This window comes from Paenibacillus sambharensis (assembly GCF_003233845.1).
Taxonomy (GTDB): Bacteria; Bacillota; Bacilli; order Paenibacillales; family Paenibacillaceae; genus Paenibacillus_I; species Paenibacillus_I sambharensis.
In genome coordinates this window covers 40,804-55,716 of record NZ_QKRB01000028.1, presented here as the reverse complement: position 1 = coordinate 55,716, position 14,913 = coordinate 40,804, and the positions used below count along the sequence as shown (strand labels likewise).

25 protein-coding genes are annotated in these 14,913 nt (G+C 46.9%); 1 reads left to right on the top strand and 24 read right to left on the bottom strand.

Annotation, left to right across the window (positions count from 1 at the left end):
* Window positions 1-2 precede the first annotated feature (2 nt).
* From DNH61_RS02860 to DNH61_RS02755, 21 genes are all read right to left on the bottom strand, one after another.
* A complete protein-coding gene (locus DNH61_RS02860; protein ID WP_181438561.1) occupies window positions 3-332 on the bottom strand; it encodes a DUF4830 domain-containing protein in 330 nt (109 codons plus the stop codon).
* A 123-nt stretch (window positions 333-455) separates the two neighbouring features.
* A complete protein-coding gene (locus tag DNH61_RS02855) occupies window positions 456-803 on the bottom strand; it encodes a DUF3221 domain-containing protein (RefSeq protein WP_111145167.1) in 348 nt (115 codons plus the stop codon).
* 288 nt (window positions 804-1,091) lie between these two features.
* Window positions 1,092-1,487 (bottom strand): RidA family protein, encoded by a 396-nt coding sequence (locus DNH61_RS02850; RefSeq protein ID WP_111145166.1) that lies wholly within the window; start codon window positions 1,485-1,487, stop codon window positions 1,092-1,094.
* Window positions 1,488-1,501: 14 nt separating this feature from the next.
* A complete protein-coding gene (locus DNH61_RS02845; RefSeq protein ID WP_111145165.1) occupies window positions 1,502-2,104 on the bottom strand; it encodes a dienelactone hydrolase family protein in 603 nt (200 codons plus the stop codon).
* A 171-nt stretch (window positions 2,105-2,275) separates the two neighbouring features.
* On the bottom strand, window positions 2,276-2,725 hold the full coding sequence (locus tag DNH61_RS02840) for a pentapeptide repeat-containing protein (protein ID WP_111145164.1): 450 nt from the start codon (window positions 2,723-2,725) through the stop codon (window positions 2,276-2,278).
* Window positions 2,726-2,901: 176 nt separating this feature from the next.
* Window positions 2,902-3,447 (bottom strand): histidine phosphatase family protein, encoded by a 546-nt coding sequence (locus DNH61_RS02835; protein WP_111145163.1) that lies wholly within the window; start codon window positions 3,445-3,447, stop codon window positions 2,902-2,904.
* A 29-nt stretch (window positions 3,448-3,476) separates the two neighbouring features.
* Window positions 3,477-4,001, bottom strand: a complete 525-nt coding sequence (locus tag DNH61_RS02830) for a hypothetical protein (RefSeq protein ID WP_111145162.1) — start codon at window positions 3,999-4,001, stop codon at window positions 3,477-3,479.
* Between the two features lie 26 nt (window positions 4,002-4,027).
* Entirely contained in the window at window positions 4,028-4,357 is a 330-nt protein-coding gene (locus DNH61_RS02825) for a DUF962 domain-containing protein (protein WP_111145297.1), read from the bottom strand.
* A gap of 40 nt (window positions 4,358-4,397) precedes the next feature.
* Window positions 4,398-5,198 (bottom strand): phosphotransferase family protein, encoded by an 801-nt coding sequence (locus tag DNH61_RS02820; protein WP_111145161.1) that lies wholly within the window; start codon window positions 5,196-5,198, stop codon window positions 4,398-4,400.
* Window positions 5,199-5,236: 38 nt separating this feature from the next.
* Window positions 5,237-5,827, bottom strand: coding sequence for a cytidylate kinase family protein (locus tag DNH61_RS02815; RefSeq protein WP_111145160.1), 591 nt, complete (start codon window positions 5,825-5,827; stop codon window positions 5,237-5,239).
* 32 nt (window positions 5,828-5,859) lie between these two features.
* Window positions 5,860-6,189: a low molecular weight protein tyrosine phosphatase family protein gene (locus DNH61_RS02810; protein WP_111145296.1), complete on the bottom strand. Its 330-nt coding sequence runs from the start codon at window positions 6,187-6,189 to the stop codon at window positions 5,860-5,862.
* A 111-nt stretch (window positions 6,190-6,300) separates the two neighbouring features.
* On the bottom strand, window positions 6,301-6,576 hold the full coding sequence (locus DNH61_RS02805) for a hypothetical protein (RefSeq protein ID WP_111145159.1): 276 nt from the start codon (window positions 6,574-6,576) through the stop codon (window positions 6,301-6,303).
* A 34-nt stretch (window positions 6,577-6,610) separates the two neighbouring features.
* A complete protein-coding gene (locus DNH61_RS02800) occupies window positions 6,611-6,973 on the bottom strand; it encodes a VOC family protein (protein WP_111145158.1) in 363 nt (120 codons plus the stop codon).
* Between the two features lie 63 nt (window positions 6,974-7,036).
* Window positions 7,037-7,756, bottom strand: coding sequence for an alpha/beta fold hydrolase (locus DNH61_RS02795; protein ID WP_111145157.1), 720 nt, complete (start codon window positions 7,754-7,756; stop codon window positions 7,037-7,039).
* A gap of 25 nt (window positions 7,757-7,781) precedes the next feature.
* Entirely contained in the window at window positions 7,782-8,144 is a 363-nt protein-coding gene (locus tag DNH61_RS02790; protein ID WP_146240934.1) for a hypothetical protein, read from the bottom strand.
* A 125-nt stretch (window positions 8,145-8,269) separates the two neighbouring features.
* Window positions 8,270-8,752 (bottom strand): DinB family protein, encoded by a 483-nt coding sequence (locus DNH61_RS02785; protein WP_111145155.1) that lies wholly within the window; start codon window positions 8,750-8,752, stop codon window positions 8,270-8,272.
* 44 nt (window positions 8,753-8,796) lie between these two features.
* Window positions 8,797-9,186, bottom strand: coding sequence for a GNAT family N-acetyltransferase (locus DNH61_RS02780; RefSeq protein ID WP_111145154.1), 390 nt, complete (start codon window positions 9,184-9,186; stop codon window positions 8,797-8,799).
* A gap of 37 nt (window positions 9,187-9,223) precedes the next feature.
* The gene (locus DNH61_RS02775; RefSeq protein WP_111145153.1) at window positions 9,224-9,739 is read right to left on the bottom strand and encodes a hypothetical protein; all 516 of its coding nucleotides are present in this window, start codon (window positions 9,737-9,739) and stop codon (window positions 9,224-9,226) included.
* Window positions 9,740-9,882: 143 nt separating this feature from the next.
* Window positions 9,883-10,365, bottom strand: a complete 483-nt coding sequence (locus tag DNH61_RS02770) for a GNAT family N-acetyltransferase (RefSeq protein WP_181438560.1) — start codon at window positions 10,363-10,365, stop codon at window positions 9,883-9,885.
* A gap of 277 nt (window positions 10,366-10,642) precedes the next feature.
* Window positions 10,643-11,026, bottom strand: a complete 384-nt coding sequence (locus DNH61_RS02760) for a helix-turn-helix domain-containing protein (protein ID WP_111145151.1) — start codon at window positions 11,024-11,026, stop codon at window positions 10,643-10,645.
* A gap of 53 nt (window positions 11,027-11,079) precedes the next feature.
* Window positions 11,080-11,397, bottom strand: coding sequence for a hypothetical protein (locus tag DNH61_RS02755; protein WP_111145150.1), 318 nt, complete (start codon window positions 11,395-11,397; stop codon window positions 11,080-11,082).
* Window positions 11,398-11,728: 331 nt separating this feature from the next.
* Between DNH61_RS02755 and DNH61_RS02750 the strand changes: the two genes are divergently transcribed.
* Entirely contained in the window at window positions 11,729-12,937 is a 1,209-nt protein-coding gene (locus DNH61_RS02750) for an L-dopachrome tautomerase-related protein (RefSeq protein WP_111145295.1), read from the top strand.
* 83 nt (window positions 12,938-13,020) lie between these two features.
* Here DNH61_RS02750 and rpiA read toward each other — a convergent pair whose 3' ends face one another.
* From rpiA to DNH61_RS02735, 3 genes are read right to left on the bottom strand one after another with little or no spacing between them, the layout of a single operon-like run.
* Window positions 13,021-13,698: a ribose-5-phosphate isomerase RpiA gene (rpiA, locus tag DNH61_RS02745; RefSeq protein WP_111145149.1), complete on the bottom strand. Its 678-nt coding sequence runs from the start codon at window positions 13,696-13,698 to the stop codon at window positions 13,021-13,023.
* Between the two features lie 34 nt (window positions 13,699-13,732).
* Window positions 13,733-14,221, bottom strand: a complete 489-nt coding sequence (locus DNH61_RS02740) for a hypothetical protein (RefSeq protein ID WP_111145148.1) — start codon at window positions 14,219-14,221, stop codon at window positions 13,733-13,735.
* Complete coding sequence (locus tag DNH61_RS02735) at window positions 14,222-14,911, bottom strand: MOSC domain-containing protein (protein WP_111145294.1); 690 nt, start codon at window positions 14,909-14,911, stop codon at window positions 14,222-14,224.
* Between the last annotated feature and the right edge of the window lie 2 nt (window positions 14,912-14,913).

Below are 14,913 nucleotides of genomic sequence, written 5' to 3'. Positions count from 1 at the left end.
TTTTACTCGCTTTCTGCTCTTCCACTAATAATGTTGTCGTCCCTTAATTCTTGTTTATGTGATACGTTGAATACCCCAGGGGTCCAATCCTCTAAAGTACCAATACCGCCGATAATTCGGCCGTCCTTTTCATAGATCATTACATACAGCCTGAGACCTGTTGCTTGTCTTTCCTTAAGCACATATGTGGTTCGTTCTAGACTTTGATTCTGATAAGGTTCCAGATCGAGGCCGGCATTCCTGATCATCTCATATGCCTCCGGCAGCAAGGTGATGTCCACCGATTCAGTGGGATGTTCTACAGTATCAATATGCCAGCCATACTCCTTCAAATACTCAGCATGCAGACTGTTTATCCGAGGCCCAGGGTCACTAGTTCTACTACACCCCATACAGGCTATTAGCAACAATACATAGAACAACCAGACACAGCAGCGCATATTTACATGCCCCCATTACTCATCCGACCGCTTCACCTTGTCCGCTGTTGCTTGGCAAGGATAGGAATCTTCCGACCCATTGTACCACACCTCTACTTTGTCGCCGACTTTGTACCAATTAAGTCCCACCTTTACCCAGCAGGCATTGGGATACTTATCAGAAGACGCCAAGAGATCGTTAATATCGAGTCCATCTGCAATCGCCTCTTTTGTAACTCCTTCTGCTACAAGGATCTCCCCTCCGTCTTTATCCACAATCCTGCCAACCATTGATGGTTCTCCTGAAGCGCTGCTGCAGCCGAGCATACTTATCAGAACCAACATTGCGAGCACTGCTGGGTAAATATCCCGGTAACGATTCATATCCGGTGCCCCCCTCTTAAATCGTCAAGACCGATGAGTTTCGCTCGTTAGAACCTGTACACTCTGCGCTTAACTAGTCTCAGCCGCCTTCTTAAGATGAAAGCTAATCCTGTTCCCACTACATTACTGACTAGAATCATGATACCAACAGCCGGTAAGCCGATTGTTAAGAGCATGAATCCTGCAACATAGCTCTCCTCTTCTACGCCTGCGGCAGCTGGATTAACGATTCGCAAGATGACTAGGAGAATTAGGAGAGACCGTTTCCATACTCTCTCTCCGCCTGTGCTAAATAATAATGGCTTGCGCTTCAATCTCTACTAAGAGTTCCGGGTCAATTAACGCCTTGACCTCTACCATAGTGGATACCGGGCGAGTATCCCGGAAGAACTCACCGTGCGCTCTTCCAATCTCCTCCCATAGGGAGATGTCTGTCACATACATCCTGGTTCGGACTACCTGCTCCATAGTAGCCCCCGCTTGCTGCAGAGCATCTTGTATCACCCTGAGAATATGGACCGTCTGCTGATAAGGATCTCCTATGCCAACCACTTTGCCCTCAAGCATAGCAGTTGTTCCTGCTACCTCGACGACGTCCCCTACTCGCACAGCCCTGCAGTATCCTACTATAGGTTCCCACGGAGAACCTGATGAAATTTCTACACGCTTTGGTCTTTCGTTCATGCACAATCACTCCCCTAGTGAGCCTCTTCAATCCCTATCAAGAAATCTCTTGTCCGCAGCAGACACTTACTATATTCTTCTTCCCGATAGCTTGGGTGGTAAGGATTCATAAATCCGTGCGCAGAATCTACCGTTTTCACGGTGACGTTAGGCCTGCCAGATAATTCTGCTTCCAATACAGGCACTTGAACAGATTTCTCCTGAAGGGCGAAGATTAACAGAGCAGGGCATGCCGGTTCAACCTCCAGGTAATCCCTGATTCTCGATCCGTAGTAACCAACGATTCCATCCACTTCCGGAAAACTGCTGCATAACCAGGCAACCGTTGCCCCTATGCTGAAGCCTATAATCAAGATATCCTCATAACGCTCTCTATGTATGTGGAGCAGCCTTTCCACCTCATCTACAGCGGCCTCAAAGCCAATCTCGCTCATAAAATAATGATAGGCTTCCGACTCTTGTTCGTAAGCAAAAGGCTCCCGGCGCAGCAGGTTAGGTGTAAGCACATTATAACCAGCCTGCTCCAACTCCTTGCTAAACCAGTTCATATGATCATTGATTCCATAAATCTCGTGGAGCAGGATCAGCAGCTTTGTTTTCGACTGACTCGTCCCCATGATTACCTTACCTCTTCTGATTTTCTAACGGCCCACTTGATGACCGTACTCTGCAGCAGTACCTGGCGGCCGGTGCACGGCATGAACTCCTTGTGAAAATAAAATAATTCCAGGGAATCCTCGATAGCCAGCTATCTAAGCTCCCTGGAACAACCGGCAGGCGGTCATGCCTTACTTCACTATTTGTTTGTTCAGAAGTTCTTCGATCAGGACACCGTTAATTTTCAAGCCCGTAATGTCACAATTATTGATCTCCATATTCCGCAAGCTGCAATTGTTGAACACGATCGGCTTGTAGCTGCCCTCCGGGTTATAGTTGCCGTCGCCTTCCTGCGGCAGGACAATATTGTTGAATTCGGTTCCAAAGAGGTGTACATGATCAATGTTCATGTGACTCATATTCGCATGCTGGATAGAAGTTTGCGACAGATTGATGTTGCTGAGCTTCATCTCTCCGGCATTCACGTCATTGATCTTCATACCGCTCATGTTCGTGTTATTGATGCTGGATTTGGCCATGTTCACGTTATCAATCTCCAGGCCTTCCGCATTAACCTCTTTAATAGTGGAACCCGTAATATCCTTCATCTTCAAATCCATCTTAGCCGCTTCCAAGCTCATAGTCACATCTCCTCTATAGGCTGATTAATCTATGTCTATTCCAGGATGTATGCTTGTTTGCCGTTATCTTCCATGATTGTACAACTGCAGGTCCGCTTTTGTCAGCAATAAGTGACATCTTTTTAACAAGTTTTAACTTCCGTATTATAGATTAACGTATCCGAATTGCTGGTCTACTAGCGCCACACTCTCCTGACTGTCACAGCATCTGACTCTTCATGAACAGTTAGCTTATAGATATCCGGGTTGGACAGCGCAAGCCAATCCTTGAATCCGAAATGTTCCATATACCGGTGAAGCATGAGAGACATCAGATTTCCGTGTGTAACCAGCAATGCTCTCTGGATTGGCATGCTATTAACCTCTTCTACGACTGAGACTCCCCGCTGCATCGCTTCTCTTGACGTTTCTCCCCCTGGAAGTCTCTTATCCAGATCTTCATAGGTCGCTTCCAGCTGCTCCATCCAGTCGGCCAAATTCTCCGATGACAGCACTCTCTCCGCTAACCGTTCATCCAGGTGAATCTCAAGCTGCCGGATATTCGCAAGCGGTTTAATGGTAGCTATTGCCCTTGTAAAAGGACTCGACACGATATAATCAATAGGGAGACCGCCGAAGAACGCTGCTAACTGCTCTGCCTGCTGCACTCCTTCCCCAGTTAATACTGCTTCCGGTTCCTGTCCCGCTGCCTTGCAGTGCCTAATCAAATAAATCTCCTTCATGACTCACCACCTCAAGCCAAATTACGCCATCACAAGATAACCTCATCGTCTATATTGAGCTCAACAAACTCGGTCTGTATCTGACCCTGTTCGTCCTCCCATATGACTTCCAGCACCGTATTCTCGTAATCTGCCTTTGTTTTGTCAGCTTCTCCGTCTGAATATGGACCAGCTATACGTCCCATACGTTCTGCGTTTGGCAGAATGGAGACCGGCCCGTTATCTGATCGGTACTCATTGGAAAACACCGCTTCCATCCCGCCAGCAGGCGTACTCTCACGGAAGGTCATCTCAAAATAACTGCTGTCTCTCAATTCACCCGGTTCACCCTTATAGGTCAGCTTCCCCTCGCCTCTCATGATCTTATCCGGAGATATTAGAATCTTGTAGCCCGTAATATCCCACCGGTGGCCGCTGCCGCTCAGCGTATACAGCTTTACTTCAGCTTCATCAGAAACCTTAGGGTCTGGCGGCGTTTGTGACAAGTATAGATAAGCCCATATGACATTAGACAACACTAGCGTCCCAGCCAATACAGCCAGCAATTTCCTCATCTTCTCCCTCCTTCTAGAGCACATGCTCATTCCTTACGTATAATTCTCGCCAGCAGCTCTCTCCTGGTTACAAGCTCATAGGTTCTAATGAAGAACCAGAGGAAGCCAGCATAGAAGCCGATCCAGGGGTAGCGAAACGAAGCGGGTTTATTCCCCTCATAATAGAAATGCCCCACCCATGACAGTACATAGTGAAGAATAGCCAGCACCACTGTGATCCATAAGTTAAACAAGAGGAAGATCCAGCCCAGAAAAGCAAACAGAAAAGCGAAGTAATGCAGTCTCCGGTTTATTTTATTCTGATGAGCATTCACATAGTATGTCAGGTCCCTAATGGCTTTCTTCTTAAAATCCATCTGCTCACTCCCTGCTGGCCGGCCTGATAAAAATACCAAATTATTCCTGCTTTAACTTGGCTAATAATTTGTTGACGACCTCATCACGCTCGCCGCCGTCTAGCTCGTTAATTCGTGCCGCTAATGTAGGAAGCATCCATTCTTCCAGGTCAGCTCGATGAAATCCTGACTGCTCCATATAACGGGTTATGTATTCGTTGTGAAATAACTCGCGGAGTTCCCAGTTCGTGAGCCAGCCGGACGCTTGAGGCGGCAAGCTGCGAGACTGAATCATCATAGAGGTTCTTGCAGCATCTGCCGCCGCACAACCGATTAACACATTCATCCAATCGATGAGTATGGGACCGCGTGGAGACATAATAATGTTACCGGGGTGCAAATCATAATGGCAGACGGTATTGCCCTCCGGCAGCGGGGCAAGCATACCGTTAATCCTGTGTTTATCAGCCTCGGTGATTTCCTCAACGTTATCGATTCGTTCGGACAAATACAGCTTCAAATTATCGGAGGCTTCCACCTTAACTTGATGCAATTCAAACTGCAGCTCGGCCATCAACCTTGCATAACAAGATACGCTCGGACCTGTGGCATCGATCTGGCTGAGCATCGTCGGTCCTTTGACTGCCTCATAGACCAGGCATGTTTTCCCCTCGTATGTAACGCAGCCTGCAAATCGTGGAACTCGAAGACCTAGTGAGTCAACAAACGCTGCCTTGTTCGCCTCCTTGTGTGCCTCCCGTTCATCATCCATGCGGTCGTGAAAGATCTTGATAGCCTCTGACTTCCCCCACCTGTACACACTAGCAGTCTTGCCTGTACCGAGCAATTCACCAATCTTCATGGCATACTCCTTGTCCGCAGATGAGGTATCTGAGCGGGTCACAGATCTTGACTTTGCTCCGGTTTAACCGATTCCATCCTGCACTTCTCTGTCTCGATGTACTCATATACATTGCTGATTTCGACTTCGTAATCTTGCTTGATCTCGAAGTAAGGAACACCACACGCCAAGCATTCCTCCCTGAAGTACTTGTGTTCATCAAGAACCTTAGAGATGGTTCTTTCTTCCGGATAGATTCTTGATTCGATGACATTGCAATGCTTTACAATGGAGGAATGAAATTGTTCCTCAATATAACTTGCCGAGAAACCAAGGAAGACCGCTATGATTTTGTCTGCATAGACGGGTTCGAAATCTTGAAGATGATGCGGAAGAAGATAGCAGCCCTCGATAATGAGATGCTGATTATTTTCAATATTGGTTTGTATGATGCTCTTTAGGATAGGCCACAGCTTCTCACCAATGAACTGATCGCTGCCCAGCGGTGTAAAGCCGCAGTTATTGTCTGCCCGGTACAAGCCCATCTTCAAGTGGTCGATCGATAGATACGGAACCTTATACTTTTCGAGCAGCGTCTGAGCCATCAAGGTCTTGCCGGTACAGCTCTTCCCGCTGATAGTAATGATCAAGACGGTTCTCCTTTCTTAGGGGGTGTTAGAATTTATGGAAGGCTAACGTACTCTGAAACTGCCGTGCTCAATATTTCGACCAGTTCAGGGTCCATGAATGTATAGTCATCCGGAATATCCAGACAGATAATTTGTTTCCCTTCCAATACCAATCTGCTGAAGTATTGATTCATTCGTCTGATATGTTTTCTCTCCATGACAAATATAATATCCGCCCATCCAATATGGCCTTCGGTAACCTTTATTCGTGCCCCTTCTTCAGTCCCGGCCGATTTAACATCCAGTCCGTTTTTTCCGTGAAAAATCTTCTCAGCAGTCAAGCTGCGCCATTTATTCTTACTGCAAACAAAAAGTAGCTTAATAAGAATATCTCCTCTACTACGTAATAATTTGGTCCTCCAGCATATGGATCGTTGCCTTTGCACAAGATGTTTACGCCTCAGCCATTCTCCAGTTGATGCCTTTAGGACATATCACTCTCCCATTGCTTTGCGGTAATTCCTCTCTGTCCATTTCCAGACCCAAATACCGTACAGAATACCACCGATAGGGAATAGAACAAGCGCTATTAATAGACGCTCGAGAATTTCACCATCAAACACTAATGCCTTTCTATCCATAAAAGTAACGATCAAGGTATATAAAAAAGCGGTTGGAATACCCCAGCCTAACACTCCGTCAAATAAAACAAATTTTCTCAATCCTTTAGCCCTTGTCTTCTCCCATTTCTTAATCTGCTGCTCTTTCATATTTCTGACTCCCTTTTTCTCTCAATAATAACGCTTATACGGGTTGAATACATTCCACTCTATTGCCGAAAGGATCTCTGAATTCGAATCTTTCAAAACCTGGTATAGGGATGGCTTCCAGCATTTCGATTCCATTATTACTTAGAAGTCTTCTAACCTCTTGAATGTCCTCTACTTCATATGCCAGATGGGCCTTCGTCTGATAACGATCCACTCCATCTTCTGTCCCAATATGAAGCTCTTGGTCTCCAACCTGAAGCCATAGACCTCCCCTGCCGGCTAACGAGACCGGTTTACTGATCTCCGGCAACCCAAGTATTCCACAGTAGAAGCTTCTTGCTTCTTCCTCTTGGCCCCTGGGTATTGTAATTTGCGCATGGTGAAATCGTCTTATCATAACGGTGCTCCCTATATTTAAGATAGAAACTCGTGATTGACCTTCTGCTTCACACTATTCTTGTCACTTCTCAACACCAGCCAGAAAATCCTTAATGTCCTGATAGAGAGCCAACTTTTCAGAGCTTCTGATATCATGACCGGAGTGATAGTACTCTTTAATCACAACATTCTGATAAATTTCTTTAAAACCTTGGATATGTTCTTCATTCAGAAGACTGCCCTCCAGCTTCCCCTTCTGTACGAGAACCGGTAGATCAAGCTCCTTATCCAACTGCTGCTGGGTTGATTCCCTTTGGATTCCCCATACAGCTTCCGGACGTATATTGTCTGTTCGATAGTAGGGGATGAGATAATTATGGATGTAATCCTCCGCCCAACCATCAGGCATTTGTTTGTGCTCAGCCGGGTAATCTTCAATGATGAGTGAGTGAACTTGTTCTTGATGTTCAAGTACATAGCCAAGTGCATAAGACACTCCCCGCGAATAACCCATCATATGATAGCGCTCAAGTCCCGCTTCCCTGATTACTGATGCAAGATCTGTAATATGATCAGCCAGATTGTATCCAGCAACAGGAGTGTCGCTGCCTCCTCTTCCCCGATAAGATAATACGACACATCGCCGAGGCCGCATATGTTCAAGCAGCTCTAAGTATTCCTCAGCCGTCTCTGACAAACCAGGGCTTATCACTAAAGGTATGAGTGAAGGGTCCGAACCGTCTATTGAATCTATGTAGTGAATACCAACACCACGATTATCGACATTCCTGGATATATGCATCGCTGGCCCCCTCTCTTATTTAGGTTTAACCAGTCAAGTTCCGGTAAATTACAATGGCTGGCGGAATCAAATACAACACAGCCGTTATACTTAGCAGGATATATATAGCCGGTCTTGAGAGTCGCCTGTTCATCTGTGATTTATACCATCCGCCAAATTGCAGCTTCGTTCGGTATGCGACAAAGAATAACAGGAAATTACCTGCCGTCAAGTACATATTGAAGCTCTCTTCCCAGCTGAACAGGGAGCTATACAGATTTCTACCCAACCATCCGAGTAAGGTGACGAATATGACCAGCATAACCAGTATACGGGCTAGCTCCAGAACAACCTGTAACGGCTTAGTCATGCCGCACCTGTGATTGACCACGCTTCCGCTCTTCAGCATCTCTTAGCTTCCTATCCCGCTTCAATGCTTCTTCTACATGATCCTTAACAGGCAAGCGGCTTCTGATGTCCAATAAAAGATAGCAGACCACCAGCAGCAAAACAATGATTACGAGCTCCACTGCTTCAACTCCCTTCCTTCATCCACAAGAAGGCCATATAATCCGTTAATACGCCTTCATAACCGATAGATCTCAGAATGGTTGAGATGTTGCCCCTATGATAGGTGCCATGGTTTATTATGTGCTGGATGATCTCTGAAACTGAATTCTGGCACTCATGTCCTCTTGTGTTTGTATACGTTATTTGCTGATCAACATCCTTAACGGATAATAGATACTCGCGAATTTGCGCTTGTAATTGGTTAAAATGACTACTAGCTTCTGCAATATCCTTGAATAGTACAGCTGTGGATGGACTCTCCCCTTTAATTCTTGCTAACCACAACCCGTCAGCTGTAGCAATATGACTTATGAGTTCGGCTATAGATGTGAAGCCCAGGTTGACTTCCCTGCAGAATACTTCGTTTGGCAGTGACTTAATATGATGTACAACCCTGTCGTTGGCCCAAATGTTGTAGTCATATAGTAATGAAATCTTCTCATTCATCTACATCACTCCCCAGAGAAATATTGCCTAGCTTCCATATGCGGTTAAACTCGTTTATCAATAATGCTTGAATTGACCCGCTCTTCCTTAATACCGCTTGTTAACGTGAGTACCTTTATTCCTCTCTCCAATGCCCAGCTCTCAACATAACGGACCAGCGCCCGGCCGATTCCTTTACCTTGATGCTCCTGCTTGGCTACTAACGCAGATAGCTGGGCGGATGCTCCATCATCCTCATAATAATACACTTCACGAACTACGATCATGCCCACATCGTGACCATTATCTTCAGCGACAAAAGTAAAGTTCGTCGGGCTCGACTGGATTATCTCCATTCGGTACTCCATACTCACCATGTCGGTTGGATACCCCAAATCAGCCATCAGCTCCGTTAATGCTTCGAGATCATTGGAGTGATAGTTACGAATTATCATCCTTGTCCAAGCTCCTCTGCCCTAATTCTTCATTTAATCACTCGGTCTGTGTCAAGAGTGCCATTCCGCCCGTAATTGTAAATGGTATCTCGGAATCGCCTTCCAGTACGACCCCCTTTAATTCAATGCTCGGATTATCATAGTCCAATCCCTTCTCGCCAAACACTTCATAAACAGGGGTAATAAATCTGTAGGTGATTTCGTCACCCGGTTCAAGATGATAGGGACCTGTTCCCTCAGCATCGCCTTCCAGTTTATACGGATTATACATACTGCCTGTTTCCGTAAGAATAGGATAATCAATATACATCCTTAAGTGACGAACTGTGAACAGCCCTTCATTCTTAACCTGCAGTGTATAGCTTGCTAAAGCATCGTTTTGCCTGGAATCTAACAGCTTGAATTTTAGACTACGGTCATTAAATCGCTCGGTTTCCCTACTGTTCTCTCCCGAACAACCTGCCGCAATCAGAACAATCAACAACATCGCCGTAAAAGGTAAAGCACTCACCATTCTGCTTTTGCTTCCAACCATGATTATAAGTTTCAACATCCTTCCATTATAACTCCACAGCTAAAATCTGGAAACCCAAAAGAAGAGGATTGCGAAGCCGCTGAAGCCTCGAATCCTCTAATAAATCGTACGAATATGCTTATCTCTTCCTGTCGTAAGATGGCTTTGAGCAAGCGGTCATTTTATGATTCAAGCTCCAGCATCCATTTCTCTTCCAACATGTCTTGCTGCGACAGATTAACCATACGGGTTTCTGCAATATGAAAGCCGTACCTTGCGTACAACGCTCTCGCATGGGTTAAAGCATGGTTTGTCCATAGTATGATGCGGTTGTAGCTTTGTACCGATTTACAATACTGAATGGCCTGCTCAATGAGTGCTGTCCCGTATCCCTTACCCCGTCTTTCCGGCTCGATAAGAAACCACCGCAGCTGTGCTGTGCGGTCACCCGCATCCACAATGCCAATTGAGCCATGCCGCAAACCATCTTCGTCGACAATCCACATCTGTTCCCGTACAGGGTTACGGTTCTCCAAAAAATGTGTAACGATTTCTGAGATGAACTGCTTAAACGTATAATCATACTGATACTCCTTACTGTAAATCCTCCAGTGCGACTCCATTATGTACTCTGCATCTGTCTTGTCTTTAAACTCGCGTATCATCTCTATTCTCCCACTCGCTTGATGATGTTCATATTCATAGTCACTTGTTCTCCCATCAGACCAGCAGTACATATTCCCGCTCCAATATCGAGTAATAATACTGATCTGTCCACTGGTTGTTCCACCACAGCTCTTCCCGGAAAACGCCTTCTCTTGTCATTCCGATCTTCTCCATCAGTGCTGCGGAACGGACATTATGGGAATTACACATGCCGACGACTTTATGCACCCCTAGGTGCCCAAATGCCTTGTCTAATCTCCTTCTTGCCGTTCCTCTTCACTGATTGAAGTAACTATCATCGTAAGTCCGTCTGGTTTGAGAAGCGTACATCAGCCACTTCTGCAGAGACTCTTTGTGAAAATAATGACGGTCTTTAATCCATATATACGGTAGCATCATTCCCTCAAGCACAATATCACTGCTGCCCTGCATCATACTGCTCTCAATAGAAATAATCCGCCTGATGTCGCCTTCCGTTATCCCCAGGTATGCCGCAGCTTCCTCCATTGTCAGGAGCTGAGCGGAAGAGGAGTCTGTCTGCACCTGTGCTGTCCGCTTCTCTTGCACCGTTTCATTCTGGTTTATGAGTGCCGCCGTAACGATACAGCCGCCAAGGATAAGGCTGGCCGCTATGATCCCTATGTTTCGATTCGTTCTCATCCGTACTCCCCTTGTCTTCTTATTTGTTATTGTTGAACGACCATTCACTCCGACTATTGTCCGAAGAAGTACTGCCATATCTTAACGGTAATAGGCGGTCCATAATCCTGCGGGTAAAAGAACAGAGTTACTGCTAAGGTAAGCAGAACAACAACGGTCCACAGCAAGTATTGGTACGCCTTTCCGTCTATCCTTGCGGACAACATGATACCAGCGATTACAATTACGACATTGACCAGGACTGCCATTGGGACTCCAATGATTCGGCCTAACCCCGTATGCGGGAACTGACGGAGCAGCCAAGCGATCAATAAGATACTGGGAAGAAGGCCCAAGCAGAATTTAAGTACAAACATGAATATTTTTGTCATGTCGTTCCCTCCATCCCATCACGCCTGTGATTCCAGGTTAAGCAGTACTATCTTGCTCCCTTGTTTAATCAAACAGAGCATGTATTTAAGCATGACAGCCCCTCTCTTCTCCATCCATACTTACCAATCTATTCCTAAGTATAATCTAAACATCCTGTTTCGTCTCCTGCCCAAGTGGTAATCATGATATGGAATCGGCTGTAAATTATGACTGTACTTAGTCGGCTGATCCGGTACATTTACCTTTAAGGAGGTACAAGAGTTGAAGAGAAATCGACTGTCCACACTGCTTGCTGTTTCCCTGACCTCTGTCGTGCTGGGCGCTGCCTCAATGTCCCCTGAACCGGCCGCTGCAGCGAAGGAGGACCGGATGACGGGCTACGGGCAATATGAAATCATGTATCATTGGAACCATCTCGACTGGAATTTCGCCGACCCGGAGATGGAGCGCGAATTTGAGCAGAATGAATATTGGAAGAAGGCGCTGCCCGCCGGGATCAAGACAGATGAAGACGGAAACACTTACGTCTCCGTTCCCCGCAGAGCAGAAGGCATACCGGCAACCATGAATAAGATCGTTATGAAAGACGGGAAGCCTCTGCTGGAGGCCTATCCAAGCTGGGAGTGGAACGAGGCAGGCAATTCTGACATGCTTCAGCATGTGCTGGGATATGAAATCGATGAACGGAACCGTATGTGGATGCTGGATCAGGGGCATTTGAACGGCGCTCCCTCTGAAGAGGGCGCCCAGAAGATCGTCATCTGGGATCTGACAGCCAACAAGCTCGTCGACTCCATCAAAATTCCGAACGATATTGCGCCGTATGACACCTCCATGCTGAACGATCTGGTCGTGGATAACCGGAACGGCTATGTCTACATTAGTGACTCCGGCAATACTGTTCCCGGGACAGTCAGAGCCGGGCTGATCGTCTACAATATGAAGACAGGAGAATTTCGCCGTGTACTGGACCGCCACGAAAGCACTCAGCCTTATCCGGGGTTCAGGTTCTCCATTGCCGGACATCCTGTTCAGGAAGATAAGCCTGTGCAGACTGGTGTAGATGGAATCGCATTGTCCGCAGACCGTTTGGCTCTGTATTATACGCCGCTTACGGGACGCAACCTGTACGCGATACCGACCGCTGTGCTCAACAACTTCAATCTTCCTCTGGAAGACGTTGCGTCCGAAGTCAGAGCCATCGGCAGCAAGGGAAGCAACAGTGACGGAATGTATGCGGATAACCAGGGCAATATCTGGTATACCATGCTTGAAGGACAAGGGATCGGATACTATGACCCGCAAACCCGAACCTTTCAGGACTTTGTCTCGGATGACCGTATGCTGTGGGTAGACGGGCTGTTTGTTGACCGGGACGGCTCAGTAATCTTCAACAGCAACCGGCTTCACCAGATGTTCGGCACACCGGAGCTGATCGACTGGAGCAATCCGTATAACCTTATTGTCTGGAAAGCCAAGACTGGAGATGATCTGCGTTCCTATGTCTATGCTAAGCCACAGCCTGCGGCAAAACAGTAATACTCAAGCTGCAATAGGCTTGCCTTAAGCACAAAGCCCGCCGATTGGCGGGCTTCGCTGCATTTTTGATCAGGGCCACTCTGCTATGTATCCTTCTTCACCAGTTCCTCAATGTTCCCGCTCCTATAACCTGCTATGACATGCCGGGTCATATTAATGAATAGCCCATTGTCGACCACACCAGGAATCAGATTAATCAGCTGATGGAGCCGTTCGGGTTCCGTAATGCTCCCAAAATGACAATCAACAATATAGTTGCCGTTGTCAGTCAGGTAGACTTCATTATCCTTCATTCTTAAGCGCAGCTCGCAGCCAAGCTTGCCTAGCTTCTTCATCGTCATCTCGAATCCGAATTTTACAATCTCGACAGGCAGAGGAAATTTGCCCAATGTGCCAACTAATTTGGACTCATCTACGATAACAATCATCTGCTTGCTGGCCGCAGCAACGATCTTCTCCCGCAGCAAAGCTCCCCCGCCGCCTTTGATCAGATTGAACTGCTCATCTACCTCATCCGCACCATCTATTGTGATGTCAATCTGCTCAATGTCTGCGAATTGAACGATAGGTATTCCCAGCTTCCTCGCCTGCTCTTCCGACTGGAAGGATGTAGCTATCGCACGAATGTTAAGACCTTCACTAACCCGCTTCCCGAGATATTCAATAGCCCAATATGCAGTCGATCCAGTACCCAAGCCGACCACCATATTGTCCTGTACATAGGCAGCAGCCTTCTCGGCTGCAATCCGTTTCGCTTCCATGTCTTTCTCCTCCAAGCTAATAGTAGGTCAGCAGTTAATCAGTATAATCAAAAACAAAGTAGTCACTGACATGGTAGACTCTCGTCCGTCCGTCTTCCTTAGCAGCAGGAACACTAATTGCAACCTCGCTGAATGCCTTCTTGATATCCTCGTCACTCAAGCCTTTTGAATAAATAATAATCTCGCTCGTATAGGAAGTTGCTGTATCCGAAGAACTGCCATCCCAAAATCTGTCTGTCTGATCATAAGAATCGATACTTTGCTGCCATTTCGAGAATTCCGGGCCATCAATAACGGCTTCTGAATCTGTTAAATGCCGGGCTTCAACATGCACGGTGACTTTTCGAAAATCATCCTTGACAGGGTTTGGCAGACCACTAGTTCTTATTTTATCGTATTGTTCATCTGTTAACGGCAGCACCGATGCCTCTAGAGATACCTCCTGCTCCTCTTTCTTCCCGCAGGCAAGCAAGAGGACACAGATCATCACCAGACACATCGAGAATGACGCAATTCTGCTCATTTACTCTCCTTTCTGCCCGGTCAATCGCTCCTGTGTATCGCTGCTGAAGCCATCCAGCCGCTTCGCAAGAGTTTCCCGCCAGCTGCCAGACAAGGCGTCAACGGCCAGAATTTGCCTGATTGCTTCCTCGTTCTTCTTGTCATGGTGCATGATCTGGTTGGAGAAGGAAACCGTGATGCTGCCTGGATGTTTGTCAACCAGGACAAGCTCATCTCCGCTCCTGACCGCACCTTCCTGAAGGACACGGAAATAGTAACCCGTATACCCCGTATTCTGCACCATGACCGGCAGCTCGGGAACGCCATATTTGGCAGACAGCTTGAAGCACGGCTGACGCGGCTGGCTAACCTGTACAACCGCTTCCCCAATCCGGAAGATATCCCCAATGCTTATGTCCTGCTCGGCCGCTCCCTGCGTAGTCAGATTCTCACCGAATGCACCAAATTCTAATGTCCTATTAAGCTCACGCTCCCAATAAGCGTAGTGCTCATAGGGATACACGCATACCGCTTTGTCGACTCCGCCGTGGTGGACCAGATCAGCCTGTTCATCACCCTCTAAATTGGTCATCGACAGCCACACTGGCTCTGTTACAGGCCGCTTCACGATCCCGCTCATAACTTCCTTCTTGCCATGAACCAGCGGAGCCGGCGTGCCGACATTCAGGGACATAATCTTAGCGCTCTGCAATA

Bases quoted from the DNA above. Each gene is read 5' to 3' on its own strand.
- DNH61_RS02855 (WP_111145167.1), bottom strand. From the start codon at position 803: ATGAATCGTTACCGGGATATTTACCCAGCAGTGCTCGCAATGTTGGTT.
- DNH61_RS02850 (WP_111145166.1), bottom strand. From the start codon at position 1,487: ATGAACGAAAGACCAAAGCGTGTAGAAATTTCATCAGGTTCTCCGTGG.
- DNH61_RS02845 (WP_111145165.1), bottom strand. From the start codon at position 2,104: ATGGGGACGAGTCAGTCGAAAACAAAGCTGCTGATCCTGCTCCACGAG.
- DNH61_RS02840 (WP_111145164.1), bottom strand. From the start codon at position 2,725: ATGAGCTTGGAAGCGGCTAAGATGGATTTGAAGATGAAGGATATTACG.
- DNH61_RS02835 (WP_111145163.1), bottom strand. From the start codon at position 3,447: ATGAAGGAGATTTATTTGATTAGGCACTGCAAGGCAGCGGGACAGGAA.
- DNH61_RS02830 (WP_111145162.1), bottom strand. From the start codon at position 4,001: ATGAGGAAATTGCTGGCTGTATTGGCTGGGACGCTAGTGTTGTCTAAT.
- DNH61_RS02825 (WP_111145297.1), bottom strand. From the start codon at position 4,357: ATGGATTTTAAGAAGAAAGCCATTAGGGACCTGACATACTATGTGAAT.
- DNH61_RS02820 (WP_111145161.1), bottom strand. From the start codon at position 5,198: ATGAAGATTGGTGAATTGCTCGGTACAGGCAAGACTGCTAGTGTGTAC.
- DNH61_RS02805 (WP_111145159.1), bottom strand. From the start codon at position 6,576: ATGAAAGAGCAGCAGATTAAGAAATGGGAGAAGACAAGGGCTAAAGGA.
- DNH61_RS02800 (WP_111145158.1), bottom strand. From the start codon at position 6,973: ATGATAAGACGATTTCACCATGCGCAAATTACAATACCCAGGGGCCAA.
- DNH61_RS02795 (WP_111145157.1), bottom strand. From the start codon at position 7,756: ATGCATATATCCAGGAATGTCGATAATCGTGGTGTTGGTATTCACTAC.
- DNH61_RS02790 (WP_146240934.1), bottom strand. From the start codon at position 8,144: ATGCTGAAGAGCGGAAGCGTGGTCAATCACAGGTGCGGCATGACTAAG.
- DNH61_RS02785 (WP_111145155.1), bottom strand. From the start codon at position 8,752: ATGAATGAGAAGATTTCATTACTATATGACTACAACATTTGGGCCAAC.
- DNH61_RS02780 (WP_111145154.1), bottom strand. From the start codon at position 9,186: ATGATAATTCGTAACTATCACTCCAATGATCTCGAAGCATTAACGGAG.
- DNH61_RS02775 (WP_111145153.1), bottom strand. From the start codon at position 9,739: ATGTTGAAACTTATAATCATGGTTGGAAGCAAAAGCAGAATGGTGAGT.
- DNH61_RS02770 (WP_181438560.1), bottom strand. From the start codon at position 10,365: ATGATACGCGAGTTTAAAGACAAGACAGATGCAGAGTACATAATGGAG.
- DNH61_RS02760 (WP_111145151.1), bottom strand. From the start codon at position 11,026: ATGAGAACGAATCGAAACATAGGGATCATAGCGGCCAGCCTTATCCTT.
- DNH61_RS02755 (WP_111145150.1), bottom strand. From the start codon at position 11,397: ATGACAAAAATATTCATGTTTGTACTTAAATTCTGCTTGGGCCTTCTT.
- DNH61_RS02750 (WP_111145295.1), top strand. From the start codon at position 11,729: ATGTCCCCTGAACCGGCCGCTGCAGCGAAGGAGGACCGGATGACGGGC.
- rpiA (WP_111145149.1), bottom strand. From the start codon at position 13,698: ATGGAAGCGAAACGGATTGCAGCCGAGAAGGCTGCTGCCTATGTACAG.
- DNH61_RS02740 (WP_111145148.1), bottom strand. From the start codon at position 14,221: ATGAGCAGAATTGCGTCATTCTCGATGTGTCTGGTGATGATCTGTGTC.